This window comes from Kaistia defluvii, from assembly GCF_040548815.1.
In the GTDB taxonomy this organism is placed as follows: Bacteria; Pseudomonadota; Alphaproteobacteria; order Rhizobiales; family Kaistiaceae; genus Kaistia; species Kaistia defluvii_A.
Map to the genome: position 1 here is coordinate 2,434,900 of NZ_JBEPSM010000001.1, position 26,608 is coordinate 2,461,507.

Here is a 26,608-nt window from a genome sequence, read left to right on the forward strand (position 1 = left end):
TTGGGGGTGTCGATGGGAGCGGCGCCGGACGCCGTGACGCCCGGCGCCGACAAACTCAGTCCTTGCGGACCTTGTCCATGCTGTCGACCAGATAGGGTTCCCGGATGGCGTATTTGCCCATGCCGTACTTGTCGAGGATCTTCTGGTAGGTGCCGTTCTGGAACAGCTCCGAAAGCGCCTCGATCATCATCGTCTGGGTGGCAGCGTCGCCCTTGGCGACCGCCATGCCGAGCGGCGCGACGTCATAGAGCTCCGGCAGCACGACCAGCTTGCCCTTGCTCGTCACCTCGAAATAGCTGGACGCGGTGGCGTCGTCGAGGCGCGCATCGATGCGGCCGGACAGAACGGCCTGGATGATGTCGGTCGAGGCGTTGAAGACCGACTTCTGGATCGGCGGCAGGTTGGCGGCCTTGCACTCGGCATCCAGCTTGTCGACGAGGAAGTCGGAAGCGGTGCCGGCCGAGACGCCGACGCGCTTGCCGCAAAGCGGATGGTCGCCGGTGAAGGAGGCGACCAGGTCCGGCGCCGTCGATGCCGCCACGCCCGCCTTCAGGAACATGACGAAATCGACCTGCTTCAGGCGATCCTCATTGGCCGAGAAGGTCTCCCAGGCGATCTTGAAACGACCGGCGGAAAGGCCGGGGATCATCGAGGGAAAGGGCGTGCGCTGGATGTCGAGCTTGGCTCCGACCAGCTTGGCGACCTCGCCGGCCAGTTCGATGATGATGCCCGTCTGCTGGCCATCGGCATCGAGATACTCGAACGGCGCGAAGTCGAGCGTGTTGGCGATCGCCAGCGTGCCCGTCTGGGCTACCTCGGGCGACTTGGCGATCTCGGCCGACGCCGGTGCCGCGGACCAAGCCGCCAGCCCCAGCGCAATTCCCAGCCCTGCCATCGGTTTCAGATATCGGTTCATAATCATCTCCTCTCGATCACTCCTGGAAGTCCGTTGTCTCGTCCCCCACCCAAACGGTGGGGCTTCCCCGCAATCCAGCCCGCACTCTCCGGGGCGGGTTTGGATTTCGAAAATCGTCAATCTGGATGCCGACCCGCGGCGGTTCAAAGCGCGCCTTCGCCTCAGACCCCCGTCGTCGGTTGCGGCCGCGTGCCATCGATGAAGCGCTCATAGCGAAAAGCGCGCGGATCGACGATCGGCGTCGCGCCCGTGACCAGATCCGCCGCGAGCCGCCCGGCCGCCGGACCGATGCCGAAGCCATGCCCCGAAAAGCCCGTGGCGATCACCAGGCCCGGATGGGTCTGTACGGTCGAGATCACAGGCACCGCATCGGGCGTGGCGTCGATCATGCCGGCCCATTGCTGCACCACGGGCACAGTCTTGAAAACCGGGAACACGTCCTGCAGCGCGGCATAGGCGGCGGCGAGCTGGCGCTGGCGGGGTTGCGGATCGAGCGTTCGCATCTGTTCGAAGGCCTTCGCCGCGCCCTCGGCGCCACGCAGGCTCTGGCGCAGGCCGGCCACGAGCGGCGCGCCGAAGCCGAGGCGCATGTGGCGCCATTCGCGCTTCAGGATCGGCACGAAATCGCCGAGGAAGCGAAAGCTGTCCGGCACCACGTCATGCAGGCTGCGGCTGCCATCGGCGATCGTATAGCCCCCATCGAGGCGCTTGCGATAGGCGAAGCGCGGCCCCCAGGCGGCGCCCTCCGGACCATCGTCGACGGGAGCGGTGCGCAGCACCGAGGACCGAATGCCGAGTTGCGGCAGGCGCAGCCCCAGGGTCCGGCAAAGCTGGCTGGACCAGATACCGCCTGCGATGACCACCCGCTTCGTCGCAATCCGGCCCCGTTCGGTGACAACGCCGGATATCGCGCCACCGCTCGTCTCGATCCCGCGCACGGCGCAATCGGCCAGCAGCACGGCGCCGTCGCGCGCCGCCGCGGCGGCGATCGCCGGAGCGGCCTTCTGCGGCTCGGCGCGGCCGTCGCTGGCGGTGTAGAGCGCAGCGTGAAACGGCCGGGTGGCGCCGGGCAGCAAGACCGCCAGTTCCGGACCGGAGACGATCCGCGTGTCGAACGCATGCGCGCCGGCGCGGGCGATCCAGCCCCGGTGATGCGCCACGTCGGCATCGTTCTCGCAGAGATAAAGGATGCCGGTGCGCCGGAAGCCGACATCGCGGCCGACCAGCGTCTCCATCTGGTCCCAGAGGCGCATGGCCTCGACGACCAGCGGCAACTCGCGCGGATCGCGGCCCATGCGGCGAACCCAGCCCCAGTTGCGGCTCGATTGCTCGCCGGCAAACTGACCCTTTTCACAGACGACAACGGACAGCCCTTCCCGCGCAAGGAACAGGGCCGTGCTCAAACCAATGATGCCGCCGCCAATGACGACGACATCGGACGATGTCGGCTGGGTGTCGGAGGATCCGACGGGATCAGTGGGTGGCCCCAAACTTGGTCCTTTCGCAGTCAGGATGCCGGTGGGCCGGACGTCATGCATCCGGCCCACCGGGTTCTCAGCGCAGGATCCTGCGCGCTAGCTCGCCTGGGAGGAAGCCGCCGCGCCCTTGCGGTAGTGATAATTCTTGTCGATGCGCTCCATCAGATAGTCGCGATAGACGACCGGTTCGTATTTGGGCTGCGTGCCGGCCGGAACGCAGGGCGGCAGCGCCTCAATCGTCTCGTCCATCGAGGGATCGAAGAAGAAGGGCTGCGAATAGCGCTCGCGGCCCGAGCGGTTGATGACGCGGTGCGGCGTCGACACGAACAGGTCGTTGGACCAGCGGGCGAGGATGTCGCCGACATTCATCACGAACGTATCGGGAATCGGCGGCGCGGGGATCCAGTCGCCGGCCTTGTTCTTGACCTCGAGCCCGCCGACATCGTCCTGCGCAAGCAGGGTGATGTAGCCGTAATCGGTATGCGGCGCGGAACCGAACAGTCCGGCTTCCTCGGGCTGCGTCGGATAGTGCAGCAGGCGCAGGAAGGTCGTGGGCTTCTCGAAATAGCGATCCATGCTCTCGGGCGGCAGGCCGAGCGAGATCGAGATGGCGCCGACCAGTTCGCGGGCCAGCGCGCTCATTTCGGCGACATAGCGATCGATCGTGGCGTGGAAGCCCGGCAGTTCCGCCTCGGACGGCCACTGGTTCGGACCCTGCAGCGGCTTGCCGGCCAGCGCATCCGGATCGTCAGCCGCGACCTCGTGCATGAAGAAGATGGATTCGCTCTGGTTCGGCTTGCTGACCTTGGCGACCGAGGACGTGACGATGGTCGAGCCGTTGAAGGGCAGGTAGCCGCGGAAGTTCTTGTCGATCTTGAGCTTCAGCTTCTGCTCGTCCGGGAGGGCGAAGAAGGCGCGGCTCATGCTGCGCACGGCCTCGACATCCTCGCGCGGGACGCGGTGTCCCGAAACATACAGGAAGCCGACCGTCTCGAGATAGCCGCGCAGCGTCTCGGCGACGGCGCGGGCGTCAGCGGGATCGCCGGTATACAGCCCCGAAACGTCGAGGATCGGAATGTGCGAAAAATCTCCGCGTGCCTCTGCAACCATGCAAGCCTCCCATCTTGAACATAAGATACAGTACTGTATTCTCGGATCGCGTCGCTTGGCAATAGTCAGGCCCTTCCTCCCACAGCATCGACAAGGAAACGCCGTGGCTCCGCGCAAGATCATCATCGACACCGACCCGGGACAGGACGACGCCTTCGCGCTCCTGTTCGCCCTGGGCTCTCCTGGGGAACTCGAGGTGGTGGGCGTCACGACGGTCGGTGGCAACGTGCCGCTCAAGCTGACGACGGAGAATGCGCTCAAGGTGGTCGAGCTGGCCGGGCGCTCCGACGTCCCGGTCTATGCGGGCTGCACCGGGCCGATGGTGAAGAAGCTGATGACGGCCGAATATGTGCATGGCCCAACCGGCATGGATGGTGCCGACCTCCCTGCCCCGTCAGTCGCCGCGCAGGACGAGCACGCCGTCAACTATCTCGTCCGCACGATCATGGCGGCGCCGGAAGGCGAACTGACCGTCTGCACGCTCGGCCCGATGACCAATCTCGCCATGGCGATGGTCATGGAGCCTCGGATCATCCCGCGCCTGCGCGAAGTGGTCCTGATGGGCGGCGGCTTCTTCCAGGGCGGCAATGCGACCCCGGCAGCGGAATTCAACATCTTCGTCGACCCGCACGCGGCCCATGTCGTGTTTGAATCCGGCGTGCCGGTAACAATGTGCCCGATCGATTGCACCTATACCGCCGAAATGACCGTCGAATGGCTCGACCGGCTGCGGGCGACCGGCAAGCGGGCGGCGATCGAGGCGGCCAACATGGCCGATTTCTATCGCCAGTATGGCAGCCACAAATTCGCGACGACGGCGCGGCCGATCCATGACGCCTGCGTCACCGGCTATCTGCTGGCGCCGGAGATCTACGAGCAGCGCCAGTGCAACGTCACCATCGACATCGTCTCGCCGGAGACGATCGGCATGACCGTGGTCGACTGGTGGCATGTCACCGGCCGTCGCCGCAATTGCAACGTGCTGCGCCGGATCGATCCGGCGCCGTTCTTCGAATTGATGCTGGAGCGCATCGGTTCGCTCGACTGACGCAGCCCCGGCGCGTTCTCCTCGCAAGGTCCTGCCTGTCCCGACCGGACCGGGACAGGTTGTGGCCGGATTTTCCGGCCACAACCTCCGCGCCGCTGGGCTATGGTTGTCGCCTGTACGTCACCGATTGCTGGAGCGCGATTTGCCGAAGACCGACCGACCTGCCAGGCAAGGCACCAAGGAAACGCCGGCCGTTCGGCGCAAGACATTGACGCGCGAAGCCTGGATCGCCGCGGCGCTCAAGGTTCTCGAAAAGCGCGGCATCGCCGACGTGAAGATCGACGTGCTGGCCAAGCAATTCAAGGTGACGCGCGGCAGCTTCTATTTCCACTTCTCCAGCATCAAGGACCTGCGCGAAGCCCTGCTGGAAGAATGGCGCGCGCGCAATTGCCGGCCGTTCGAGGCGCTGGCTAGGAATCCGCACCCAGACGGGCTGGTGTTCTTCGAGATCATCGTGCTGACCTGGGTCAACGAGGACCCGTTCAGCCCGCTGCTCGACTTGGCCGTCCGCGATTGGTCGCGCGGATCGCGCAAGCTCGCCGACGAGATGGCGGCGGCGGACGATCTACGCATCTCGCTGCTGGAGAAGGCGTTCCTGGCGCTCGACTATCCGGCCGACGAGGCGCTCGTCCGCGCCCGCATCACCTATTTCCACCAGATCGGCCACTACACGCTGTATTTCCGCGAGTCGGCCGCCGACCGGAAGCGCTACCAGCCGATCTATGGCAAGGTCCTGCTCGGCCCCAACGCCGAAGCGGCAGAGGCGCGGCAAGCCGCCCCGCAGCGCCAGGACGGCTGAGCGGGCGCCCTGAAGCGTCAGACCAGTGCAGATGCCGTTCGGTGAACGTGCTGTTCACGAAAGGGCAGTCGACAGCGTCGGCCAAGTAGCCCACACCTGCGGCGACCATGATCCATCGCCCGTACCATCCCGTCCCCGGCCTCTCCGATTCCGCCCTCTCCCTGCAGGAGAGGCTCGAAGCGGGCGCTTTTGCGCTGGGGCGGTCTGCGCTGATTTTGCGACGCATGGATCTGATCCTGGGCCGGTCCGCACATCGGAACGTCGGCGCGCCCTAGCTTCCGTCTCGCGGACGCCATGTCGCTCCGCCGGCCCCTGACACGACGGATCGAAGCCTACTCCCCCATCGAGACAGCAAGGGGCCCGTAAGGCGCCACCCGCGGCTTTTCGATCCGTATCGAGAGAAGCTTCAGCCCTTTGGATGCCGCGCCTGGCGCTATCGCGACAGGCCCCACTCCCTCCCCGGCCTCACCCTGGGGCATGGAGCGAGGAGCGGCGGGGCGCTGTCCGCCACCTGGGCCGCCCGTATTTCGTGGGATCCCGGATGGGCTTCAGAAATTCTCATATAAGACAAGGACTAGAGATGATTTAAATTTCTGTTTTAATCGATATGAAAATCTGGCCGAGAAGATGACCCAATGCACTGGATCCCTGTTCGGCTGCCCCGACTCTCCATTCCTAACGTTGAACGAACCAACCTTAGCTATGGCGGCCCAAGCTTAGCGGCGACCTTGACTTGGTTAATCGCCGGAATTGTCGACGGCGCATGCGTCGGGCTGATTGCCACGCTCTTGGGTCTCTACACTTATATTTTGCCTAGCCTGCACGCGAGCGGGGGCCCTTCCACCAACCGGTTGCGTTTGCAGGGCGGAGAAATCCAGGGAGCGTTCGACAGACTGGAAGCCATTTCCGCAGACCGGTGCTCGCCGGACTTTCTCGCCGAAATGCGGGCCATCGTGCTGGAAAGCTATACGATCCGCGACGCGGCCTACCGGCAGGGCAATGTCGTCCTGTGCAGCAGCGGTGCGGGCCAGGTCCGGGTTTCCATCGATTCCTTCGGCCCTCCACTCTTTCGCGCGGTCAGTGGCGCGGAGACCTGGCGCAACGTCGAACTGCCCTCGGCTCCCGGGGTGAAGTCAACCATCATCATGAAGGGAAATTTCAGTCTGATGGTCGCCCCCACCGGCCAGCAGAGCCGGGGCGGCAGCCCGATCAGCACGGTTTTGGTCAATCCCCTGTCCGGGGCCGTCACGACGATTTACGGGCCCCGGGTAGGCCTCAGCGCTGCCGCACTGCTTTCGCACACGCCGATCCGCAAAGGGCTGCACATCATTTTTGCGGAATGCTTGGAAAGCTCGTTTGTCTGCCAGGTACAAGTGATTGGGCTGAAAGAAATCTGGCGCGAATTCAGCCTGCCGATTGTCCTGCTGGTCCTGCTGGGCTCGGCGATCGGAACTGGCGTCGCGCTTTTTATCCTCCAGGCCCAGCGCAGGCGGGCGACCTTCGAAAATCGGCTGCGGCGCGCGCTCGGCACCGGTGAAATCTCGCTCGAATACCAGCCGATCGTCGATCTTGGCAGCGGCCGGGTATCCGGCGCGGAAGCCTTGATGCGCTGGACGCTACGCTCGAACGAGAAAATCCCACCGACGGCCTTCATCGCCTGCGCGGAACAAAGCGCGCTGATTACCGACCTGACCTGCTTTGCCATCGAAACGGCGAGCCGGGAACTGCGCAGCCTGCTCAGCGACGAGCCGGATTTTGTGATCAGCATCAACATCGTGTCGCGGGACCTGACGGACCCACGATTCCTGCTGGCCCTGGAGACCCATATCGTCGCCAAGGGCATCAATCCCCGGCGCATCGCGCTGGAACTGACCGAGAGGCAGCCGATCGACACGCCAGGCGCCATGGCGACGATCCGGGCGCTGCATGCCAAGGGCTACCGGATCTATATCGACGACTTCGGCACCGGATACAGCAACCTGGCCTATCTGGGAGAACTGTCGGTCGACACGATCAAGGTCGACATGATCTTCACGCAGAGCGTCGGCAGCGACACCATCCGGGCCCGGCTGATTCCCTCGATCCTCGGCATGGCAAAGGACCTCGGAATCTCCGTGATCGTCGAGGGCATCGAGACGGAGGAGCAGGAGAGCTACTTCCAGTTGTCGGGAGCCAATTTTGCCCAGGGCTGGCGCTATAGCGCCAGTGTCCCTGCCGGAAGTCTGCTCGCCTTCGCCAATTCCAATCAACTGCCCTGGTCGCTTTGCCAGAACCACGGACGGCGTGTGGGATCTCTGGGCAAGGGCGTCTGAATCGGGATTACCCCTCCCGAGCACGCGATCTAGGGAAGCAGCAGGCCGACCCGCATGGTGAAGTCCATCGCCTCCAGGGCGAGCAGCGCGGAGATCGCCGCCCATATTTTGCCGGGAAGCCCCTTCAGCGAAGAAAGCCGTGACGGTGCAGGCTCTCCCTCGGCGCGGCACGCCTCGAAATCAACCAGGAACCGCAAGGACGAACCGGTCTTCGCCGCGTTGTCGTGCTGGATCGAATAGCGTCCACCCGGCTCGATCGACACCACCGTTCCCATATTGTCCTGGCCGCGGACCTTGGGCCAGACAACTCGGTCGCCGACGCGAAATCTCGGCTGGATCTCGTTCTCGGCCGCCCAGCGCAGCTGAAGCGCCTCCAGCCGCTCGGCCAGCAAGCGGCCGTAGCCGTCGAGGGCGGCATAGACGGCATCGTTGCAGCGCCACGCCTCATAGCGCGCCAGGTCCCGGCCCAGTTCACGGCCGTCCTTGGTGAAGTCGCCATAGGTCGCGATGTCGTGCGGGGCATCGGCAAGCCGGTCGGCCCGGATCAGCCCCGCCTCATGCATCTGCGCAGCCAGCTCGGCTGCAAGGCGCAGCCGGTCGGGAAAGGGCACATCCGTCGGGCGCACCAGCCCCGTCAGCAGCTCAGTCATGTTGGGCACCGTCAGGCCTGGTCGGCTTGGCATGGGCAGCAGCAACGATCATAGGACGACAATTCCCTTATGCTTGGCCTTGTTTGCCGGCTCGACATGGATACTGACCACGGCGCCGTCAACCGCGGCTTCCAGCGCTGATTCCAAGCGGTCGCAGACCGCATGGGCCGTCGCGATCTTCATTTCGCTGTCCACCACCAGGTGGAAATCGATGAAGGTGGCCGCCCCGGCATGCCGGGTCCGGAGGTCATGGGCCTCGATCGCTTCCGGCGCCTGGGTGGAGATAATGCCGCGTATCGTATCCAGAGTCTTGGCCGGAACCGCTTCATCGAGCAGCGCGCTGGCGCTTTCGCGCAGCACGCCATAGCCGCTCCAGAGGATATGCAGCCCCACCAGCGCCGCGATCGCCGCGTCGAGCACCACCATGCCGGTGACGACCACCAGGACGACGCCGACCAGGACGCCCAGCGAGGTCACCACATCGGCCAGCATATGCTTGCCGTCGGCCACGAGCGATGCCGAGCGGGCGCGCCGCCCGAAGCGAATGATCAGCAGCCCCCAGAAGGCATTGATCGCGGTCGCACCCATGCTGATGGTCAGGCCGAGCGCCGGCGCCTCGATCGGCTTCGGGTCCAGAAAGCCGGCCCACGCCTCATGGAAGATCAGGAGCGAAGCGACGATGATCATCACCCCGATCAGCACCGCCGAAAGATACTCGGCCTTGTGGTGGCCGAACGGATGATTGGCGTCGGCCGGGAGGGCGGAAACACGGATGGCGACGATGGCGGCCACCGAGGTGCCGACATTGATGATGCTTTCCAGGAAGTCCGAATAGAGCGCGAGGCTGCCCGTGACGGCGAAGGCGACATACTTGATGCCCAGCACGACGAAGCTCACAGCCAGGCTGCCGATCGCGAACTTCATGGCCTTTTTCATGGAAACCTTCGAGTGCATTGGCGCGGGGCGGGTCGGGCAAGTCTAGCATGCCTTGGTAGTGTGACGTCCTTGCCGGACGAAAGCGGCGAAAGCCGGTCCTGAAGGAGCGCGCCCACAAGAAAGGGCGCCCTTGCGAGATCGCCGCGAGAGCCCCTCCCCGCCGGGTGTCCGGATCGGAATCGCCGCCTGACAGCGGACTGACAGCTCGTTCCGCCACATTGCGTTGGCCGGCCGGTGGCCGTGCGAAACAGCAACCCCGGAGTTTCCCATGCGTATTGTCTCGACTGTCGCCCTCGCCGCCCTGTCGCTGCCGCTCCTGGCCGGCGTCGCCCTTGCCGGCCCCACCTGCACCAAGGAGCCCAAATCGGCCTGGATGAGCCAGGAGGCCATGAAGGCGAAGATCGCCGACATGGGCTACCAGAAGATCAAGACCTTCAAGGTCACGGGCTCGTGCTACGAGATCTATGGCTACGACAAGGCCAACAAGAAGGCCGAGGTCTATTTCAACCCGGTCGACGGCTCCATCGTGAAGGCCGAGATCGGTGATTGATCGCGGCGAGACAAGTGTCTCGCCCACGGATTGCCCGGTCGCCCCGAAAGGGGCGGCCACGATCCGCGTCTGGGACCCGATCGTCCGGCTCTTTCACTGGACCATCGTCACCGCCTGCATCCTCAACCTGTTCATTCTGGAACCCGGCCACGCGCTGCATCGCGCCGCCGGCTATACGGTCGCCGCGGCACTGGCGATCCGCCTGGTGTGGGGCTTCATCGGCACGCGCCATGCCCGCTTTTCCGATTTCTTCCCGACGCCGCGCCGACTGCTGCCCTATCTGCGCGCCCTGGTCCAACGCCGCGAGCCACGCCACCTGGGTCACAATCCCGCCGGCGCGGTCATGATGATCCTTCTCATGGTCCTGCTGTCGGGCGTATGCTTGACCGGTTGGATGATGGGCCTCGACGCTTTCTGGGGCGAGGACTGGCTGCAGGAAGTGCATGGCACGCTGGCAAATGCCATCATGGTGCTCGCGCTGTTCCATGCCGCCGCCGCGCTGTTCGAGAGCTTCCGGCATCGCGAGAACCTGGTTTTGTCGATGGTGACGGGTCGCAAGAAGGCATGAGGATCCTGCTCGTCGAAGACAGCCCGCGCCTTCGCGAGCTCCTCATTGAAACCATCCACAAGGCGGAATGGCGCGTGGACGGCGTCGAAACGGTCGCCGACGCCCGCGCCGCCATCGCGGTCGCGCCCTATGACCTGCTGCTCGTCGACCTCGGCCTGCCGGATGGCGACGGGCTCGATCTGGTCCGCGGCATCCGCGCCGATGGCCACACCATCCCCGTCCTGATAATGACCGCGCGCGGCGCGGTGGATGAACGGATCGCCGGCCTCGACGCCGGCGCGGACGACTATCTGGTCAAGCCGTTCAACCATTTCGAGCTGCTGGCGCGTTGCCGCGCGCTGCTGCGGCGCGCGCCGGCGCATGTCGCCGACCTGATCGAGCTGGGCCATGTCGCCTTCGACCCGACCAGCGCCGTCCTGTCCTGCGCCGGGGAGACCGTCGCGCTCTCGCCGCGCGAGCGCTCGGTGCTCGCCGTGCTGCTGCGCAACGCCGGAACGGTCGTACCCAAGGAGCGGATCGAGGCGAAGCTCTCCGAATTCGGCGATGAGCTCTCCGCCAATGCCATCGAGCTTGCCATATCGAGGCTTCGCAAGCGGCTGGAGGGAATCGAGGCCGGCCTGGCGATCGAGACGGTGCGCGGCGCCGGCTATCTCCTGCGGGACCTCACCCATGGCTGAGCGGGCGGCGCGCCGGCCCGGCCTGGTCGCGACGATCGCCTGGCGCATCGTCTTCTTCGCCGTCGTGGCGATGGCGGCGCAACTCGTCATCGTCTTCGCCGACTATTATTTCGACGATTCCGAACTCGGCTCGCTGATGATCGAGCGCGAGACGGCACTGCTGGCGCAGGGCATCTCCCGCAAGGATGGCCAGTGGGCCTTCGAGTTGCCGGCTTCGATCGGAGGGTTCGGCCCCGACAGCCCCACCCGCGTCGCCCGCATCCGAACCCTCGATGGCACGCGGATCTTCTCGAATTGCGGTGATCAATGCCGCGAGCATCTGCTGCCTGAGGAGATCGATCCGCCGGATCGCTGGACACGGCTTCTGAGCCAGGGCAAGCCGATCGCCGTGGCGGGCGGACGGTCCATGCAGATCGACGGCCAGGAAGTGGTGATCGAGATCGCCATCCTCGACAAGAACGAAGCGGTGATGTGGCGCGCACTGGGTCACGAATTCGCCGATCACCTCGCCATCCCCATGCTGCTGCAACTGGTGCTGGTCCTGGGCGGTTCGCTCGTCTCGACCTGGCTCGCGATGCGGCCGGTCAAGGCGGCGGCGCGCCAGGCCGGAGCCATCGACCCGCTCGACCCGGAGCACAAGATCGACATCAGCCAGATGCCGAGGGAAGTCGCGGAACTGGGCGTGGCGGTCAATCGCTCGCTCGCGCGGATCGGGCGGCTGATGCGCGAACAGAAGCTGTTCACCACGGCCGTCGCGCATGAGATCCGCACGCCGCTCGCCATGTTGCAGCTCGAGCTCGGCCAGATCGACAGTCCCCGCGCCCGGCGCATGGAAAAGGACGTCGAGGGGCTCGCCCGGTTCGTCGGCCAGATCACGGCGCTCGGCCGCCTCGAGGCGATCGAACGCAAGGGCTTCAAGCCGATCGACCTGGCCCAGCTTGGCCGGGGCGTGGTGGCCTCCATGGGGCCCTGGGTCTACGATCATGCGCACGCGATCGCCTTCGTGGAAAACGACGCCGGGGCCATGCTGGGGGATCGTGGGCTCCTGGAGGACGCCCTGATGAACCTCATCACCAACGCCGTCACGCATACGCCGCCCGGCACCGAGATCGAGCTTGGCGCCGGCCCGGGCCCCCGGATCGCGGTGGTCGACAAGGCGGGCCTCTATCACGCCGCGACAGGCGACGATGCGCCGATGGCCAAGGCCGGTGACAGCCTCGGCATGGGCCTTGAGATCGTCAAGCGGATCGCCGCGCTGCATGACGGCCGTTTCGCGATCTCGGCCGATCCGGCGACCGGCACGATGGCCGTGCTGACCTTCCCGCCGCTGGCTCCCAAGCCCGCGCCATGAGCCCCGCTTCCCTCCCGCACCCAGGAAACCGAAGATGCCACGTCATTTGACCCACCGGGAAAACCATCTGGTCCATCGCATCGGCTGGCTCCGAGCGGCGGTGCTCGGGGCCAATGACGGGATCCTCTCGACCTCCAGCCTGATCGTCGGAGTCGCCGCGGCGGCGTCCGGGCCGAGCGAAATCCTGCTGGCGGGCATCGCCGGCCTGGTGGCGGGCGCCATGTCGATGGCCGCCGGCGAATATGTTTCGGTGAGCTCGCAGGCCGACACCGAAAACGCCGATCTCGACCGGGAACGGGCGGAACTGGCGACCGATATCGAGGCCGAGCGACAGGAACTCGCCCAGATCTATGAGCAGAGAGGGCTGGACAGCGCTCTCGCCCGCCAGGTGGCCGAGCAACTGATGGCAAAGGATGCGCTCGGCGCGCATGCCCGCGACGAGCTCGGCATTTCCGAGATCACCACGGCCCGCCCCATCCAGGCGGCGATGGCATCGGCCGCGACCTTCTCCGTCGGCGCACTGATGCCGCTGCTGACAGCGTTGATAGCGCCGGCTTCCTGGGTGGTGCCGGCGGTGTCGATCGCCTCGCTCGCCTTTCTGGCCCTGCTCGGTGCCATCGGCGCCAAGGCCGGTGGCGCGAATGTGCTGAAAGCCACCATCCGCATGACCTTCTGGGGCGCGATCGCCATGGCAATCACCGCCGGCATCGGCGCGGCCTTCGGCACGGTCGTCTGACGCGCCGTCGCGTTCAAGACAGGAAACACCCAAGCGGCAAGACGGCACCGGAGCGGCCAACCTCCGCCTCCCCGGTCCCGATCGGGCTGAAGCGCCCTCCCCCGAACCCAGGTCCTCTCATTTTCTTTGACCGGTTGCGCAGGCCCTGATACTAAGGCACATGCCTTACCATTCGTCGCCACTCGATCTCGCCTTCCACGCACTCAGCGACCCGACGCGTCGCGCCGTGGTCTCGCGGCTGGCCGAGGGCGAGGCGCAGGTCAGCGCGCTGGCAGAGCCTTTCGACATGGCGCTGCCTTCCTTCGTCCAGCATCTCAAGGTGCTGGAGGATTGCGGCCTGATCGCCAGCGAGAAACGCGGCCGCAGCCGCTGGTGCCGGCTGGTGCAGCCGCGCTTCGAGGAAGCGGCGGACTGGATGGAAGCGGAGCGTCGACGCTGGGCCCAGCGGCTGGATCGGCTGGAAGCCTATTTGGACAAGAGGGAGGCGGAGGATGAAGGATATGACAAATCTGTTTGAGACCTGGTCGCTGGATCGGGAAATCGTGCTGGTGAAGCTTCTCGATCACCCGCGCGAAAAGGTGTTCGCCGCCTGGATGGACCCCGCGGCCTTGGCCGAATGGTATGGCCCGGCCGGCCTTCGCATCGAAAGCCACGAGGCCGATATCCGCGAGGGCGGGCTCTGGCGGTTCGACATGGTGGGCATGTTCGAAGGCCGGGAGCAGCGCTTCCCCAACCTGATGCGCTTTCTCGAGATCGTGCCGAACGAGCGGATCGTGATGGACTATGGCATGCCCGCCGACGACGATCCCGAGCGCTTTCGCATGACCGTGACGTTCGACGAACAGTCTGACGGCAAGACGGTCCTGACCTTGCGCCAGTTGCATCCGAGCGCCCAGCGGCGTCGGGAGGTCATCGGCTTCGGCGCGGTGGAATATGGGCTGCAGACGCTAGACGGGCTCGCCGCCTGGCTGGATAGATGAGCCTGTATAGCAGCTGATCGGGCTCTGCCCGTTCCCGGACAGCCGCGAGGTGCGAGTCGGGCCGATGGCCTGCTCGCCGCAGCGCGCCGGCTTCCAGATTCGCTTCACGCACTTCGGCTCGGCGCCCCGATCGCCAACCCGCTGCACGGCTAGTTTTCGCGACCCTTTTGCAACGCTGAGCCATGACATGGCGACGCAGCGACACGCTGCGTTTGCCAATCGAGCGGTTTGGCGGCAATGTCAGTTCGGCAAGATTTTCGCTGCTGTGCGCCGAAGTCTTTCGGGGGGCGGGCAACAGGACATGGGACACTCCGACATCATGATCATGGACCGTATGTTTGCCGGTGGCGATGCGCTGCCTGAGGAAGCTCTGCCCGAAGCCGGGCCGGGGCAGCTTAACCGCCGATCGTTTCTGCTGGGTTCCGCCCTCGGTCTCGGTGCGCTGAGCCTGACCGGTTGCGCGTCATCGGGCGGTATGAGCCACGCCGAGGCGGTTCGCGCCTACGGACCGGTGGCCGGCGACAAATTCCCGATCGCCGCGGTCGATATCAGCAAGGTCGATCCGAAATATTACCGCCGCACCGTGCGCTATCCCAGCAAGGAAGCGCCGGGCACGATTATCATCGACCCCGCCAAGCATTACGTCTATCGCATCGAAGGCGACGGAAATGCCACCCGCTACGGCGCCAATGTCGGCCGCGAGGGTTTCCTGTGGAGCGGTGAGGCCTATGTCGGGCGCAAGGCCGAATGGCCGACCTGGACGCCGCCCAAGGAGATGATCGCGCGCCAGCCCGAGGCCGGAAAATATGCCGCCGGCATGCCGGGGGGCCCCGACAATCCGCTCGGCGCGCGCACGCTCTATCTCTATCAGGACGGCAAGTACACGCTCTACACGATCTACAGCACCCGCGTGGCCCGCTCGATCGGAACCGGCGTGACCAGCGGCTGCACCGGCCTGCTGACGCAGGACATGCTCGACCTCTATGCGCGCACGCCGGTCAACACCAAGGTGCTCGTCCTCCCCGCCTAGGCGAGAGCCGACGAGGCAGCCCATCGGGTCCGGGGCAGTCTGCCGTCAAGCAGCGGCAGACGCCTCGATCTTGGTTTCGCCGTGGCCTTGGCCCACTCAGGCCGCGATCACGGTGGCGCGGTCGGGCAGCCAGGTCAGGACGAGGTCGCGACCGTCGGCGAAGGTGTCATCCGGATATTTGTCGACATGCGCCTCGAGCGCGACGGTGCGCGCATCCGGCAGCACCACGGCCAGGCGCCGCACATTGCCGACCCGATGGCTGCGAGCGATCCGCGCGGCGATGGCGTTGCCAGACTGCACATCGCCGGCCCCCCGCACCTTGAGGTCGATCGCCTCGGCCGGGATGACGATCTTGGCGCGCTCACCGGCGGCGATCGCGCCATTGGCGACGCCGACCAGCCGGCCGATTGGCGTATCGACTGCGACATGCCCGCCCTCGACCGTCCCGATGACGCCATCAAACACCGTATTGCGGCCGATGAACTGCGCCACGAAGGCGGTGTTGGGCCGGGTGTATAGATCGTGCGGCCGGCTGATCTGCTCGACGCGGCCGCGATTCATCACCACGATCCGGTCCGAGAGCGACAGCGCCTCCGACTGCGCATGCGTGACGAAGACGAAGGTGATGCCCAGCGTGCGCTGCAGCAGCTTCAGCTCGTTCTGGATCGACTTGCGCAGATTGGCATCCAGCGCACCGAGCGGCTCGTCGAGCAGCAGGATATCGGGCTCGACCACCAGGCCGCGGGCGAGCGCGATCCGCTGCCTCTGGCCACCGGAGAGCTTGTCGGGGCGGCGATCGGCAATGTCCTCCAGCCCCAGATTGGCGATCATGCGTTCCACCTTGTCGTCGCGCTCGGCCTTGGCCATGCCCTTCACTTCGAGGCCGTAGCCGATGTTGCGGCGGACGGTCATGTGCGGGAACAGCGCGTAGCTCTGGAAGATCGTCGAGGTCGGGCGGCGCTCCGGCGGCAGGTCATTGACCCGCTGGCCACGAATGCGGATGTCGCCCGAGGTGATCGATTCAAACCCCGCGATCATCCGCAGCGTCGTCGTCTTGCCGCAGCCCGACGGTCCCAGGAAGGCGATGAACTCGCCCTTGGTCACCGACAGGTCGAAATTGGCGACGGCGGTGGTGCCGTCGTCATAGGTCTTGCCGAGATTGATCAGTTCGAGATCGTAGCCCACGGGAGTCTCCTGGTGCCGGGCGCGGACGCGATCGCGCATTCGGTTGGAGGAGCGGCGTCGACAAACGCCGCTCCAATTGGTGGAAGCCGCGTCAGGCGCTGAGGAATTCGTCCCACTTCTGTACGAGGTGGTCATATTCCTCCGGCCACTGGTGCCAGTAGGCGACATTGGCCGCGCGCTGCTCCAGTGAGCCGCCGTCGCGCAGATCGCCTTCCTTGATGCCGCGCTCGGGCGCGCCGACCCAGGGCTTGCCCTCGTACCAGAAGGCATATTTTTCCGGCGCCATGAACTGCTTCAGATTGGTCGAGGGCGAGTAGTAGCCCTGCTCCGAAACGGCGATGCCCGGAGGGCCCGACAGCCAGTAATCGGCATAGGCGGCGACCGCTTCCTTGTTGGGCGAGGAAGCGAGCATGGCCGGGCCGATGGCCCAGCCGCGATAGCCTTCCTTCGGCACGGCGTACCGGCAGGCCTTGCCCTGCGCCTTGACGGCCATGACCGCCGGCTGCCAGGCGTCGCAGACGACCATCTCGCCCGATGCCAGCAGGTTGACGAGCTCGCCGAAATCGCCCCAGAGCGCACGGAACTGACCGTCCTTCTTCTTGGCGATCAGGAACTTGATCGCCTCGTCGATCTCGGCGGGCGACGGGTTGGCCGGGTTCTTCACGTCGGAAAGGCCGAGCGTGTTCATCGCCATGAACACCTGGCCGAGCGCCGTCAGCGGATCGGTGTTGAGGCCGGACTTGCCCTTCCACTTCGGGTCGAACAGCGCCGTCCAGCTGTTGGCTTCCTCGTCGGAAACGATCTCGGGATTGTAACCGACCGAATCGTAGTTGTAGACGGCGGGCACCAGCCAGAGCTTGGTCTGGCCTTCATCGGCCCAGATCTGGCCGGTGATCTGCGCGTTGGCGGCCCACTTGTCGTTCGGCTTGGTGAAGGTGTCGCGAATGTTGGCCCAGTTCTTCAGGGCGCTGACCGGCACGGCTTCGACATTGTTGGTCATGACGACGGCCGGCAGCCGTTCGACATTGGTTTCCCAGCAATCATAGTCGGCCGATCCGGAAAGGATCTTGGTCTGCGCGTCGGGGTGGGTCGAGGCCGTTCCCGAAACCGAGCCGACGCCCGATGCGGTCTTGAAGTCGGCCAGGATGCGTTCCTGCACGGTCACGGACAGGCCGATCGTGCGCAGGCTCTCATTTGCCAGCGCGCTGTCCTGAGCGAAGGCCCGCGAGGCCGAGGCGAAGGGCACGCTGCCCGCCGCAACCGCCATTGCACCTGCGCCCGCACCCTTGAGCAGGAAGCGACGCGTCATCTCCATTTGTTTGTTCATGGTCCACCTCGGTCTGGTTTTGCCTGCTGCTTTTGTTATGACCGGCACCCGTCAGGCGGCGGGGCCGGAACACGCGGGGGACGAGGCGGAAGAGCCGCCTCCTTCTTGAATGACGGGCGGGCGGTCAGGCCGCCTCCTCCTGGACTGCAACCTGCTTGGCGCGCCGCACGGACAGGCCCATCAGCACCCCGTAGACGCTGAGCAGCGCGAAGGAGAACAGGGTCGTCAGCACGCCGAAGGCAAAGATGTTGGGATGGATCTCGACCGAGAACGTGCCGTAGATCGCCAAGGGCAGCGTCAGGTCGCGGCCGGAGGCGAACAGCGTGCGCGAGAACTCGTCATAGCTGAGCGTGAAGGCGAACATCATCGCCGACAGCACGCCCGGGAAGATCAGCGGGAACGTCACCTTTCGAAAGGTCCGCGCCGGCGATACGCCCAGCGACCAGGACGCTTCCTCGACGCTCTGGTCGAAGCGGTTGAAGATCGCCAGCATCACGAGGAAGGCGAAGGGATAGGTGTAGACGACGTGCAGGACGAAAGCCGTGCCCCACCAATGCCGGTCGATGCCCAGCACGTTCGAGACCAGCGACATGCCGAGGCCGACCAGCAGGCCCGGCACCATCATGCCGAGCACGATCAGGTAGAAGACGACGCCCGAGCCCTTGAAGCGGCTGCGGAAAGCCTGGGCCGACATGACGCCGAGCGTAGTCGAGACGACCATGGTCATGAAGGCGAGCGCCAGCGAGCGCAGCAGCCCGGAGCCGACCGGCAGCGGTGCGATGCGGCTGGGCGGCACCAGGCCGAGAAGGTGGCGATACCAGTAGGTCGACCACTCGACGATGGGGAATTGCGGCCCGCCTTCCGGTCCCGTCTGGAAGGAGATGATGGCAAGCACCACCATCGGCGCATAGAGGAAGGTCAGGAACAGGACGATGTAGAGGCCGAGCGCTGGCTTCACGAATGTCGACTGCATGATCGCTCAGAGCTCCTTGCGCAGGTTCACGACGCGCAGCAGACCCGCCACGACGACACCGATGATGAGGGTGAGCACCACGCCGATCACCGAGGCGAAGGCCCATTTCAGCGAACCGACCTGGGTCACGATGATGTTGCCGAGCAGGTTGACCTTGCGGCCCGACAGCGCCGCCGAGGTTGCGAACTCGCCCAACACCATGACCGAGACGAAGATCGAGCCGACGACGACGCCCGGCAGCGACAACGGCAGGATGATGGTGCGGAAGATGCGGCCGAAGCCGGCGCCGAGATCGCGCGCCGCCTCGATGATGTTGGGATCGATGCGGCCGAGCATGAAGGCGATCGGGCCGACCATGAACACGCAGTAGATCTGGGTCATGCCGATCACGACCGAAAGCTCGGAGAACAGCAGCGCATCGATCGGCGCGCTGGTGATGCCGAGCCATTGCAGCACGATGTTGATCGCGCCTTCCTTGCCGAGCATCGGCCGCCAGGCCAGCACGCGGATCAGGAACGAGGTCCAGAAGGGAATGACGCAGAGCGTCAGCAGCACCGTCTGCAGCGTCCTGTTCTTGACGAACAGGCCGACGAACAGCCCCGCCGGGTAGCCGACCAGGATGGTCGCGAACAGCACGGTCAGCCAGATCCGGACGGTGGTCCAGAGCGCCGAGAGATAGGTGTCGCTGGAGAAGAAGGTGGTCCAGCTCTTCGTCGTCAGCACTGGCTGGATGGCGAAGGTCGTCTGGGTCCAGAACGAGACATAGAGGATCATGCCGATCGGCAGGACGAGGAACAGCAGCATCCAGAGGACGCCCGGCGCGATCAGCCAATAGGCCGTGCGCTGGCGCGACCGGCGGGCGGTGGACTGGGCGGCCGGGAGTTCGGCGGCAGCGGCGGTGGTGGTCATCGTCATGGAAGGCTGTCCCTTGTCCAACGGCGCGCTCACGCGAACACCAGCGCGTCGCGCGTCTGCCAGGTCAGGCTGTAGCGCTGCTTCTCGGCATAGGCCGGCGCCTCGCGGAGGCTGAGATGGTCCTCGACCTCGATCACGCGGCCATCGTCGAGGGCGAAGAAGGAAAGCACTGCGGCGCCGGAATATTCGCTGGCGATGAAGGTGCCGCCGACGCTTTCCTCGCCGTCGCCCGCCCCTGCCCCCTGCGGCTTCACCGCGATCTTGTCCTGCCGGATGGCATAGGCCGGCGCCGTATCAACCGAGCGGACCGAGGCGGCGGCAATCGCGAAGCGGCCGGCGGGACCGACGAACTCGCCGCCGTCGCGAACGCCGGGGAAGATATTGTAGCAATTGAGGAAACGCGCGATTTCTGCGCTGGCCGGCTGGCTGTAGATCGTGTCCGGCAGATCGGACTGGGCGATCCGCCCATTGGCGAGTACGATCACCGTATCGCCCATGGCCAGCGCCTCGGTCTCGCTGCCGGTCACATGCAGGAAGGTGACACCGAGCCGTTCGCGAATGGCGCGCAGTTCGTCGCGCATGCGTGTCCGGAGATTGGCGTCGAGCGCGCCAAGCGGCTCGTCGAGCAGCACCAGCTTCGGCTCCGTGACCAGCGTCCGCGCCAGGGCCACACGCTGGCGCTGGCCGCCGGAAATCTGCGCGATGCCGCGATCCTCCAGCCCCGTCAGGCCGACCAGTTCGATCATCGCCGCGACGCGGTCGCGCCGCTCGGCCGCCGGCATCGCGCCGATGGCTCGGTTCTCCAGCCCGAAGCCGATGTTGCGCGCGACGCTCAGATGCGGGAACAGCGCAAAATTCTGGAACACGAAGCCGATGTTGCGCTGATAGGTCGGAACATCGTCGACCCGCTTGCCATCCAGGATAACGTCGCCGCGATCCGGCTCGTCGAACCCGGCGATGACGCGCAGAAGCGTGGTCTTGCCCGAGCCGCTCGGGCCCAGCAGCGAGATATAGCTGTCGCCGCTGAGTGCGAGATTAATCCCCCGGAGAACCGGCGTTCCGCCGAAGCCCTTTTCGACGGCGTGCAACTGCAGCAATGGTGACATGGCTCTGGTTCCCTGCATTCGACGTCCGGGCGAAGGCCGCGTCTCTGCGGACGCATGTCTGCCTTCCCGGCAGCGGCCCTGATGAGGCGCTGCCGGTTCCTGGATGCGGTGTTCGTCATGGAGCGCGGCCACCCCTTGGGGCGCGCCGCGATCGATCAGTTGGACAGCGGCATCGCCACCGGGCGCATCGGCGCGCCCGTCGCGCCACGCAGCTTGATGCAGGCGCCGAAGAAGGCGAACTCGTAGCAGCGCGCCTCCGACATCTCCTCGAGATTGATCATCTCGAGCAGCGGCACGCCAGCCTCCGCCAGGAGGTAGGTGTGGACCGGGAAGAAGTTGATCGGATCCAGCGTCGGCGTCTGCTCGACGGTAAGGTTGTCCGCGCCGATCATGATGGCGCCGTTCTTGGCCAGGAATTCCGCGCCCTCGCGGTTGATGCCGGGCGTATTGGCGACGAAGGCCATGTCCGGCCAGAGCCGCATCTGCCCCGTGCGGATCAGCACGACGTCACCAAGGTTTAGCTTGATGTTCTGGTGCGCCAGGCAGCCCTTGAGGTCATCCTCGCCGATGGCGTGGCTGGGCGGCAGGACGTCGACGCCATGCAGCGCGGCGACATCGAGCATCACGCCGCGCGCGAAGATCGGCGGATGCAGTTCCGGGCCGGCGACGTTCCAGCTGCGGCTGCCAAGGTGATCCTTGGCGCTGTAATCGTTGAAGATCTTCCCGTTATAGCCGAAGTGGTTCAACGTATCGATATGCGTGCCGCAATGGGTGTACATCGAGATGCCGTCGCCGGAATAGGCGACCAGCGTATTCGCCTCAATGCCCTTGTTCATGCTGTCCGCGACGATCTCGCCGGCCGGCGTATGCGTCATCCAGATCTGGTAGGGCTGGTCACCGGCGCCGAACCAGCCCGGCATGCCGATGAAATGATCGACCGAGAGATCGAAGACCTTGCTGGCATCGGCCCGGCTCAGGATCGCCGAACGCGATTCCCCATCGATCAGGTTGAGCATGCCGATCTGGTCGTTCTTGCCGAACGGACTCTTCGTTACCTTATGGAACTCGGCATTATAGGCGATGATCTTGTCTTTCGTCGCCGCATCCACGTAACAAGCAACACACATACCGATATCCCCTCTCCGTCTCTTATTGGCTCAAAGTCGATAGGTTTCGGGCTTCCGATCCTTGAACGGCGCGATCTCGAATTCCCCCGACTCGAAGATGATCGTCTTGTTGCGCGCCCGGTCCAGGTCGACCTCGGCCGCGAACAGGCCCGTCTCCGTCCCGGCATGAGCAATTACCTTGCCGATCGGATCGACGATCTGGCTCGACCCGAGAAAGGTGGTGCCGTCCTCGCTGTCATTGCGGTTGGCCGCCAGGAAATAGACGAAGTTCTCGGCGGCCCGGACCGGAGTAAACAGATCGGCCAGGATCCGCGACGCGACCGGCCAATTGGTCGGCAGCACCACGATCTCGGCGCCGCTCAACACCAGCGTGCGCACCACTTCCGGGAAGCGGATTTCGTAGCAGATCGCCAGGCCGATCTTGCCGACCAGCGTGTCGAACACCGCCGGTTCGATGCCCTCCGGCTGGTCGACAAAGCGATCGCCGCCGAGGAACGGCAGATGGCGCTTGCGATGCCGGCCGATGACGCCTTCCGGTCCGATCAGCAGCGCGGTGTTGTAGACATGGCCGCCATCCGCCTCGAACAGTCCGACGACCGCATGCATGGAAAGCTCGGCGCAGGCCGCCCGGATCCGCTCGATCTCCTGCCCCGTCGCCGCGATCGCCGCCGCCTCGAGTTCGGACCGGTCGTTGTAGACGTAACCGGTCAGGCAGCACTCCGGGAAAACCGTGAGGACGATGCCCTCCGACGCCGCCTGCTCGATCCAGCGAACCACGGCTTCCGCGTTTTCTGCCGCCGCGCCCTTGATCGATCCGACCTGTGCAACCGCGATTTTCATCATGGCTCCGTGCGTGTATGATGGGAGTAGCATGTCACACTACACATGCAAGTCAACGACTCGAATGCACAGAAACGCGGCGCACGCCGACGCCTTGTTGAGCGATAGGTGAAATCCTGATCATTCACGCGCATCAACCGGGGATGGCGGTGAAAACATCCGGTTTCCGGGCACAATCCTGCGCTGCATGGGTGTGATCCATGCGACCTACCGGTATCGTGTCGCCAGAAATCGACCGCCGGCTCACCGAGAAGCGAACCTTGATGAAAAGCACAGACCTGCATCAGAAGAGCCTCGCGACACGGGTCTTCGAGATCGTCCGCAATGCGATCGTCGTCGGCGAATTCGCGCCCGGCAGCCTGCATTCGGTCCAGGAGATCGCCGAGAAGCTCAACGTCTCTCGCACCCCGGTGCGCGAGGCCATGCTGAAGCTCGAGGAGCTCGGCATGATCAGCTTCGAGCGCAATCGCGGCGCGCGGATCCTGGAAACGACCGTGCATGATCTGGAGGAAATCTTCAGCCTGCGCGTGCTGCTCGAAGTGCCCGCCGCCTACCGCGCGGCGATGCGGATCACACCGCCGGAACTGCGCAAGCTGCGCCAGTCGCTCGACGAGGTCGAGGAAGCGTACAAGTCGACCTCGACCAATGTCCGCGCGCATCTCGAGCCGGACGCGCGCTTCCATCGCACCATCGCGCTGATCTCCGGCAGCCGGCGGCTGGCAGGCATCCTCGACAACCTCTTCGACCAGCAGATGATCGCCGGTGGCACCTCGGGCGGCTTCACGCGCGAGATGGATTCGATCTATCGCGATCACGAGCGGATCTACGAGGAGATCGCCAGGAACAACCCGACCGGGGCCGCTGCCGCCATGCGCGACCACCTCGTCACCAGCGTCCGGGCCCTCGTCGTCAAGGAGACCGGCGACGCCGAGGCAGGCACCGTTTTTGGACCGCTCTATGTCGACGTTCTCTCCCTCAATACCGAAGCCTGACCGCCTTCCGACACCGCCGGAATGGCTTCGGGAATGCCGGATCGACGGCACGCCATCACCCCCGCATGCCACCAATCCCGTGCGACGCTCGGTTAAGGCGCGAGCAAAAATGGTCGACGATTTCCCGCGGATGTGAAAACTTGCCGGCCATCGTCGGGCCGGACTTCCGTTCCGGCCGACGATGCGCCAGGCCGCGTGAGGGCCACCCGGCGCGGAATCATGTCGGGATCGGGCCGTGGGTAGAGGGGCTCTCCCGACCGAATATCTGGCCGGGGGGCCGCCAAAGTGATTCGAGTGATGCTCTTGCTGCTGGCGCTGGCCAGCGGCACGCTTTCCGCATTCGCCGAGGAAGATCACGTCACAGAAAAGGCCGTTCTGGTCGATCCGGACGCGTCTTTCACGATCGAGCAGGCCGTCACGGGGACCTTCGTGCCCGAGCCGTCGATCCTGACCGGCGGCTATACCAAGGCCGCGCACTGGCTCCGGCTGGACATCCGGGCCGCCGACGAAGGCGGCGAACTCATCCTTCGAATTCGCCCCACCTTTCTCGATGAGGTGACGCTGTTCTGGCAGGATCCGGAGCGCCCAGGCGAGTGGAGCCGGGAGCAGACCGGCGACCGCACGCCGTTTCACGAGCGCGGCGTCGCCGCGGTGCCGCTTGCCTTCCGGATCCAGCCGGCACCCGCCGGCAGCACCTATTATCTGCGCCTGGAAACCACCAGTTCGTCGGTGCTCGACGTGCACGCCTACGAGCCGGTGGTGGCGGAGCGGCTGGACCGCCACTTCACCGTCGTGATGATCTTCTATTTGGCGATCATGCTGTGGGTTCTGCTCAGCGCCGCCGGCGAACTGGTCAATGGCCGCGACATCGCCCTGCACTGGTTCCTGGTCTCGCAGCCCGTCTACATCCTCTACACCCTCGCCATCACCGGGATGCTGACGCCGTTCCTGCCCGAGGCGCTGTCCTACTACGTCGACGAATTCACCAGCGTCATGGTTTGCCTTGTCGCGCTGACATCACTTCTGTTTCACCGGGCGCTGGTTCTTCCCTTCGCGCCGCATTTCGTTGCCCGGGGAATGCTGAATGCTCTGATCCTCCTCGACGTCATCGCGGTCGGGTTCGTGCTTGTCGGGATTCCGCAGCCGGGATTGCAGCTCAACGCCATCGTCATGATGCTGGTCGCGCCGACCCTGATCTTCCTGGCCTTCTCGGCCCGCCGTGATGCGCTGCCGGGCAGAACCTGGCTCCGCATCGTCTACACCGGGCTGACCCTCGCCTTGGTCTTCACCAACGGCCACTATCTCGGCCTGATGAAGGCGACGCAGTGGAGCCTGGAGAGCTCGCTCCTCATGGGGCTCTGCTCGGCGCTTGCGATGTTCCTGCTGCTCTATCTCCGGGCCAGCGCTCGCCGCCGCCAGATCCAGGAAGCCAAGCTTCAGCTCAGCCTGGCGCAGCAGCGGCTCGAATTGCAGAACGACCAGATGGAGATGAAGCGGCAGTTTCTCGCCATGCTCACCCACGAGATCAAGACGCCGCTCTCGGTCGCGCGCCTGGCGCTCGTCTCCATGAAAGGCGAAGGCGAGCCCCGAAGGCTCATCGAGACGGCGATCGACAACATGAACGACATCGTCGATCGCTGCAGCTATGCCGACCGCCTGGAGCACGGCCAATTGCGGCTGCACCGCGAACCGTTCGACATGGAGGCGCTACTCCACGAGGTCGCCGCGCGTTCGTCCGAACCGGAGCGACTGGAACTCCATCCCGGCGCGGTCGCCGCCGTCGAAACGGATCGCGCGCTGCTCGAAGTGCTGTTGGACAATCTGGTCGACAACGCGCTGAAATACTCGCCGCCCCAATCGCCGGTCGCGATCCGCATCGAACCCGGCGAGGACAACGGCGACCGAAGCGTCGGCATCGCGGTCGAGAACTGGCCCGCCGCCGCCCTGCCCGACCCCGACCGCCTGTTCGACAAATACTATCGCGGGCCTGGCGCGCACCGGAAAAGCGGGTCGGGCCTCGGGCTCTACATCGTTCAGGGCATCGCCAGGTTGCTGGGCGGGGCGATGGCGCATGAGGTTGTCGAGGGGAAGGTTCGCTTCAGCCTGCGCCTGCCATGCTGATGAACATCGTCGTCATCGAGGACAATGACGATCTTCGCAGCGCGATCGTGGGAATCCTGCGCGGGGAAGGCCATTCCGTCGTCGGCCTCGACTGCGCCGAGGCGCTGACCGAACAGCATCAGCTGCTTGCGATCGATCTGATGGTGGTCGATCTCAACCTTCCCGGCGAGGACGGCATGAGCCTGGCTCAGCGCATCCGGCGCGTGCAGCCGGAGATCGGCATCGTCATGGTCACCGCCCGCGACCGCATAGCCGACCGGACGGCCGGCTATGAAAGCGGCGCCGACATCTACCTGACCAAGCCGGTGTCGTTCGAGGAATTGCGCGCCGCGATCCAGTCGCTGGCGCGTCGGCTGAAGCCCGCGGCCATGGCCCAATCGGGACTGGCGCTGGAGGCGAGAACGCTGACGCTGCGCGGCGAGTTCGGTTCGGTCGGCGTTTCCAGCCAGGAAGCGTCGCTCCTCGCGGCTTTCGCCCGTGCCCCGGACGGCCGGCTCGAGGTCTGGCAGATCCTGGAGATCTTCCCGCGCATGGAGCAATCCGACGGACGCGGCGCCATCCGCGTGATGATCTTTCGCCTGACAAAGAAGCTGACGGAAGTCACCGGCCACCCGCGCTCGATCCGGGCTATCCGCAACTGGGGCTATCAGCTGCTCGTGCCGATCCGGCTTTCGTGAGGCATTTCCGAAGCTGAACCCGCGCAAGCACGAGGACACGCCGCACATTCGACAAGCCTTTGATATACATAGGGTATCTGGATGAAGATCAAGGCCAGGGCGCCCTGTAACGAACGGTAATTTTCGCGGTTTCCGCAGTGTTACCGTCCCGCAGCTGTGAGTCGGATCACAGGCAATCTGCGGAGAAATACCTCATGCCATCGG

At 65.2% G+C, this 26,608-nt stretch carries 26 protein-coding genes; 14 read left to right on the forward strand and 12 right to left on the reverse strand.

Translation table 11 applies throughout. From position 1 onward, the window contains the following. Nucleotides 1-55: 55 nt before the first annotated feature. The 3 genes from ABIE08_RS11415 to ABIE08_RS11425 form a co-directional block, all read right to left on the reverse strand. Nucleotides 56-916: an ABC transporter substrate-binding protein gene (locus ABIE08_RS11415; RefSeq protein WP_354551040.1), complete on the reverse strand. Its 861-nt coding sequence runs from the start codon at nucleotides 914-916 to the stop codon at nucleotides 56-58. Between the two features lie 161 nt (nucleotides 917-1,077). After that, on the reverse strand, nucleotides 1,078-2,406 hold the full coding sequence (locus tag ABIE08_RS11420; protein ID WP_354551041.1) for an NAD(P)/FAD-dependent oxidoreductase: 1,329 nt from the start codon (nucleotides 2,404-2,406) through the stop codon (nucleotides 1,078-1,080). 84 nt (nucleotides 2,407-2,490) lie between these two features. Continuing rightward, nucleotides 2,491-3,504 carry an isopenicillin N synthase family dioxygenase gene (locus ABIE08_RS11425; protein ID WP_354551042.1) on the reverse strand — a complete coding sequence of 338 codons (1,014 nt, stop codon included), beginning with the start codon at nucleotides 3,502-3,504 and terminating at the stop codon, nucleotides 2,491-2,493. A 103-nt stretch (nucleotides 3,505-3,607) separates the two neighbouring features. Between ABIE08_RS11425 and ABIE08_RS11430 the strand changes: the two genes are divergently transcribed. The 3 genes from ABIE08_RS11430 to ABIE08_RS11440 all read left to right on the forward strand — a co-directional run bounded on the left by ABIE08_RS11430 (nucleotide 3,608) and on the right by ABIE08_RS11440 (nucleotide 7,663). Continuing rightward, complete coding sequence (locus tag ABIE08_RS11430) at nucleotides 3,608-4,552, forward strand: nucleoside hydrolase (RefSeq protein ID WP_354551044.1); 945 nt, start codon at nucleotides 3,608-3,610, stop codon at nucleotides 4,550-4,552. 142 nt (nucleotides 4,553-4,694) lie between these two features. After that, the gene (locus ABIE08_RS11435) at nucleotides 4,695-5,351 is read left to right on the forward strand and encodes a TetR/AcrR family transcriptional regulator (protein WP_354551045.1); all 657 of its coding nucleotides are present in this window, start codon (nucleotides 4,695-4,697) and stop codon (nucleotides 5,349-5,351) included. Nucleotides 5,352-5,986: 635 nt separating this feature from the next. Further along, a complete protein-coding gene (locus tag ABIE08_RS11440; protein ID WP_354551046.1) occupies nucleotides 5,987-7,663 on the forward strand; it encodes an EAL domain-containing protein in 1,677 nt (558 codons plus the stop codon). A 29-nt stretch (nucleotides 7,664-7,692) separates the two neighbouring features. Here the strand turns inward: ABIE08_RS11440 and ABIE08_RS11445 are convergent, their stop codons facing one another. After that, entirely contained in the window at nucleotides 7,693-8,313 is a 621-nt protein-coding gene (locus ABIE08_RS11445; RefSeq protein ID WP_354551048.1) for a hypothetical protein, read from the reverse strand. A 48-nt stretch (nucleotides 8,314-8,361) separates the two neighbouring features. Beyond that, entirely contained in the window at nucleotides 8,362-9,249 is an 888-nt protein-coding gene (locus ABIE08_RS11450; protein ID WP_354551049.1) for a cation diffusion facilitator family transporter, read from the reverse strand. 268 nt (nucleotides 9,250-9,517) lie between these two features. On the opposite strand from ABIE08_RS11450, the gene ABIE08_RS11455 reads away from it, so the two are divergent. From ABIE08_RS11455 to ABIE08_RS11490, 8 genes are all read left to right on the forward strand, one after another. Then, the gene (locus tag ABIE08_RS11455) at nucleotides 9,518-9,799 is read left to right on the forward strand and encodes a PepSY domain-containing protein (protein ID WP_354551050.1); all 282 of its coding nucleotides are present in this window, start codon (nucleotides 9,518-9,520) and stop codon (nucleotides 9,797-9,799) included. Then, nucleotides 9,792-10,367 (forward strand): cytochrome b/b6 domain-containing protein, encoded by a 576-nt coding sequence (locus ABIE08_RS11460; protein ID WP_436409524.1) that lies wholly within the window; start codon nucleotides 9,792-9,794, stop codon nucleotides 10,365-10,367. Before ABIE08_RS11455 ends, ABIE08_RS11460 begins: the two co-directional genes overlap by 8 nt. After that, nucleotides 10,364-11,044, forward strand: a complete 681-nt coding sequence (locus ABIE08_RS11465; RefSeq protein ID WP_354551051.1) for a response regulator transcription factor — start codon at nucleotides 10,364-10,366, stop codon at nucleotides 11,042-11,044. Before ABIE08_RS11460 ends, ABIE08_RS11465 begins: the two co-directional genes overlap by 4 nt. Next, nucleotides 11,037-12,395: a sensor histidine kinase gene (locus ABIE08_RS11470; protein WP_354551052.1), complete on the forward strand. Its 1,359-nt coding sequence runs from the start codon at nucleotides 11,037-11,039 to the stop codon at nucleotides 12,393-12,395. The genes ABIE08_RS11465 and ABIE08_RS11470 overlap by 8 nt, the downstream gene beginning before the upstream one ends. A gap of 34 nt (nucleotides 12,396-12,429) precedes the next feature. Then, complete coding sequence (locus tag ABIE08_RS11475; RefSeq protein ID WP_354551053.1) at nucleotides 12,430-13,131, forward strand: VIT1/CCC1 transporter family protein; 702 nt, start codon at nucleotides 12,430-12,432, stop codon at nucleotides 13,129-13,131. 160 nt (nucleotides 13,132-13,291) lie between these two features. Beyond that, the gene (locus ABIE08_RS11480) at nucleotides 13,292-13,648 is read left to right on the forward strand and encodes an ArsR/SmtB family transcription factor (protein ID WP_354551055.1); all 357 of its coding nucleotides are present in this window, start codon (nucleotides 13,292-13,294) and stop codon (nucleotides 13,646-13,648) included. After that, nucleotides 13,623-14,111, forward strand: a complete 489-nt coding sequence (locus tag ABIE08_RS11485; RefSeq protein WP_354551056.1) for an SRPBCC family protein — start codon at nucleotides 13,623-13,625, stop codon at nucleotides 14,109-14,111. Before ABIE08_RS11480 ends, ABIE08_RS11485 begins: the two co-directional genes overlap by 26 nt. A gap of 319 nt (nucleotides 14,112-14,430) precedes the next feature. Continuing rightward, entirely contained in the window at nucleotides 14,431-15,141 is a 711-nt protein-coding gene (locus ABIE08_RS11490) for a L,D-transpeptidase family protein (protein ID WP_436409546.1), read from the forward strand. Between the two features lie 96 nt (nucleotides 15,142-15,237). Here the strand turns inward: ABIE08_RS11490 and ABIE08_RS11495 are convergent, their stop codons facing one another. The 7 genes from ABIE08_RS11495 to ABIE08_RS11525 form a co-directional block, all read right to left on the reverse strand. Then, a complete protein-coding gene (locus ABIE08_RS11495; RefSeq protein WP_354551057.1) occupies nucleotides 15,238-16,326 on the reverse strand; it encodes an ABC transporter ATP-binding protein in 1,089 nt (362 codons plus the stop codon). Nucleotides 16,327-16,417: 91 nt separating this feature from the next. Continuing rightward, the gene (locus ABIE08_RS11500) at nucleotides 16,418-17,653 is read right to left on the reverse strand and encodes an ABC transporter substrate-binding protein (protein WP_354551058.1); all 1,236 of its coding nucleotides are present in this window, start codon (nucleotides 17,651-17,653) and stop codon (nucleotides 16,418-16,420) included. Between the two features lie 124 nt (nucleotides 17,654-17,777). Beyond that, on the reverse strand, nucleotides 17,778-18,626 hold the full coding sequence (locus ABIE08_RS11505) for an ABC transporter permease (protein WP_354551060.1): 849 nt from the start codon (nucleotides 18,624-18,626) through the stop codon (nucleotides 17,778-17,780). 6 nt (nucleotides 18,627-18,632) lie between these two features. Next, nucleotides 18,633-19,535: an ABC transporter permease gene (locus ABIE08_RS11510; protein WP_354551674.1), complete on the reverse strand. Its 903-nt coding sequence runs from the start codon at nucleotides 19,533-19,535 to the stop codon at nucleotides 18,633-18,635. Between the two features lie 35 nt (nucleotides 19,536-19,570). Further along, nucleotides 19,571-20,647: an ABC transporter ATP-binding protein gene (locus tag ABIE08_RS11515; RefSeq protein WP_354551061.1), complete on the reverse strand. Its 1,077-nt coding sequence runs from the start codon at nucleotides 20,645-20,647 to the stop codon at nucleotides 19,571-19,573. 155 nt (nucleotides 20,648-20,802) lie between these two features. Beyond that, nucleotides 20,803-21,774, reverse strand: a complete 972-nt coding sequence (locus ABIE08_RS11520) for a cyclase family protein (protein WP_354551062.1) — start codon at nucleotides 21,772-21,774, stop codon at nucleotides 20,803-20,805. A gap of 30 nt (nucleotides 21,775-21,804) precedes the next feature. Continuing rightward, the gene (locus ABIE08_RS11525) at nucleotides 21,805-22,614 is read right to left on the reverse strand and encodes a carbon-nitrogen hydrolase family protein (RefSeq protein WP_354551064.1); all 810 of its coding nucleotides are present in this window, start codon (nucleotides 22,612-22,614) and stop codon (nucleotides 21,805-21,807) included. Between the two features lie 263 nt (nucleotides 22,615-22,877). Here ABIE08_RS11525 and ABIE08_RS11530 point away from each other — a divergent pair, with 263 nt between their 5' ends. From ABIE08_RS11530 to ABIE08_RS11540, 3 genes are all read left to right on the forward strand, one after another. Then, nucleotides 22,878-23,606 carry a GntR family transcriptional regulator gene (locus tag ABIE08_RS11530; RefSeq protein WP_354551065.1) on the forward strand — a complete coding sequence of 243 codons (729 nt, stop codon included), beginning with the start codon at nucleotides 22,878-22,880 and terminating at the stop codon, nucleotides 23,604-23,606. A gap of 297 nt (nucleotides 23,607-23,903) precedes the next feature. Further along, nucleotides 23,904-25,727: a sensor histidine kinase gene (locus ABIE08_RS11535; RefSeq protein WP_354551066.1), complete on the forward strand. Its 1,824-nt coding sequence runs from the start codon at nucleotides 23,904-23,906 to the stop codon at nucleotides 25,725-25,727. Then, entirely contained in the window at nucleotides 25,721-26,404 is a 684-nt protein-coding gene (locus tag ABIE08_RS11540) for a response regulator transcription factor (RefSeq protein ID WP_354551067.1), read from the forward strand. The genes ABIE08_RS11535 and ABIE08_RS11540 overlap by 7 nt, the downstream gene beginning before the upstream one ends. Nucleotides 26,405-26,608 lie beyond the last annotated feature (204 nt).

What these genes read in the sequence shown, in the direction of transcription:
- ABIE08_RS11415 (WP_354551040.1), bottom strand. Translation starts at nt 916, where the DNA reads ATGAACCGATATCTGAAACCGATGGCAGGGCTGGGAATTGCGCTGGGG.
- ABIE08_RS11425 (WP_354551042.1), bottom strand. Translation starts at nt 3,504, where the DNA reads ATGGTTGCAGAGGCACGCGGAGATTTTTCGCACATTCCGATCCTCGAC.
- ABIE08_RS11440 (WP_354551046.1), top strand. Translation starts at nt 5,987, where the DNA reads ATGCACTGGATCCCTGTTCGGCTGCCCCGACTCTCCATTCCTAACGTT.
- ABIE08_RS11445 (WP_354551048.1), bottom strand. Translation starts at nt 8,313, where the DNA reads ATGACTGAGCTGCTGACGGGGCTGGTGCGCCCGACGGATGTGCCCTTT.
- ABIE08_RS11450 (WP_354551049.1), bottom strand. Translation starts at nt 9,249, where the DNA reads ATGAAAAAGGCCATGAAGTTCGCGATCGGCAGCCTGGCTGTGAGCTTC.
- ABIE08_RS11455 (WP_354551050.1), top strand. Translation starts at nt 9,518, where the DNA reads ATGCGTATTGTCTCGACTGTCGCCCTCGCCGCCCTGTCGCTGCCGCTC.
- ABIE08_RS11465 (WP_354551051.1), top strand. Translation starts at nt 10,364, where the DNA reads ATGAGGATCCTGCTCGTCGAAGACAGCCCGCGCCTTCGCGAGCTCCTC.
- ABIE08_RS11470 (WP_354551052.1), top strand. Translation starts at nt 11,037, where the DNA reads ATGGCTGAGCGGGCGGCGCGCCGGCCCGGCCTGGTCGCGACGATCGCC.
- ABIE08_RS11475 (WP_354551053.1), top strand. Translation starts at nt 12,430, where the DNA reads ATGCCACGTCATTTGACCCACCGGGAAAACCATCTGGTCCATCGCATC.
- ABIE08_RS11480 (WP_354551055.1), top strand. Translation starts at nt 13,292, where the DNA reads ATGCCTTACCATTCGTCGCCACTCGATCTCGCCTTCCACGCACTCAGC.
- ABIE08_RS11485 (WP_354551056.1), top strand. Translation starts at nt 13,623, where the DNA reads ATGAAGGATATGACAAATCTGTTTGAGACCTGGTCGCTGGATCGGGAA.
- ABIE08_RS11490 (WP_436409546.1), top strand. Translation starts at nt 14,431, where the DNA reads ATGATCATGGACCGTATGTTTGCCGGTGGCGATGCGCTGCCTGAGGAA.
- ABIE08_RS11500 (WP_354551058.1), bottom strand. Translation starts at nt 17,653, where the DNA reads ATGAACAAACAAATGGAGATGACGCGTCGCTTCCTGCTCAAGGGTGCG.
- ABIE08_RS11505 (WP_354551060.1), bottom strand. Translation starts at nt 18,626, where the DNA reads ATGCAGTCGACATTCGTGAAGCCAGCGCTCGGCCTCTACATCGTCCTG.
- ABIE08_RS11510 (WP_354551674.1), bottom strand. Translation starts at nt 19,535, where the DNA reads ATGACCACCACCGCCGCTGCCGCCGAACTCCCGGCCGCCCAGTCCACC.
- ABIE08_RS11515 (WP_354551061.1), bottom strand. Translation starts at nt 20,647, where the DNA reads ATGTCACCATTGCTGCAGTTGCACGCCGTCGAAAAGGGCTTCGGCGGA.
- ABIE08_RS11520 (WP_354551062.1), bottom strand. Translation starts at nt 21,774, where the DNA reads ATGTGTGTTGCTTGTTACGTGGATGCGGCGACGAAAGACAAGATCATC.
- ABIE08_RS11525 (WP_354551064.1), bottom strand. Translation starts at nt 22,614, where the DNA reads ATGAAAATCGCGGTTGCACAGGTCGGATCGATCAAGGGCGCGGCGGCA.
- ABIE08_RS11530 (WP_354551065.1), top strand. Translation starts at nt 22,878, where the DNA reads ATGAAAAGCACAGACCTGCATCAGAAGAGCCTCGCGACACGGGTCTTC.
- ABIE08_RS11535 (WP_354551066.1), top strand. Translation starts at nt 23,904, where the DNA reads ATGCTCTTGCTGCTGGCGCTGGCCAGCGGCACGCTTTCCGCATTCGCC.
- ABIE08_RS11540 (WP_354551067.1), top strand. Translation starts at nt 25,721, where the DNA reads ATGCTGATGAACATCGTCGTCATCGAGGACAATGACGATCTTCGCAGC.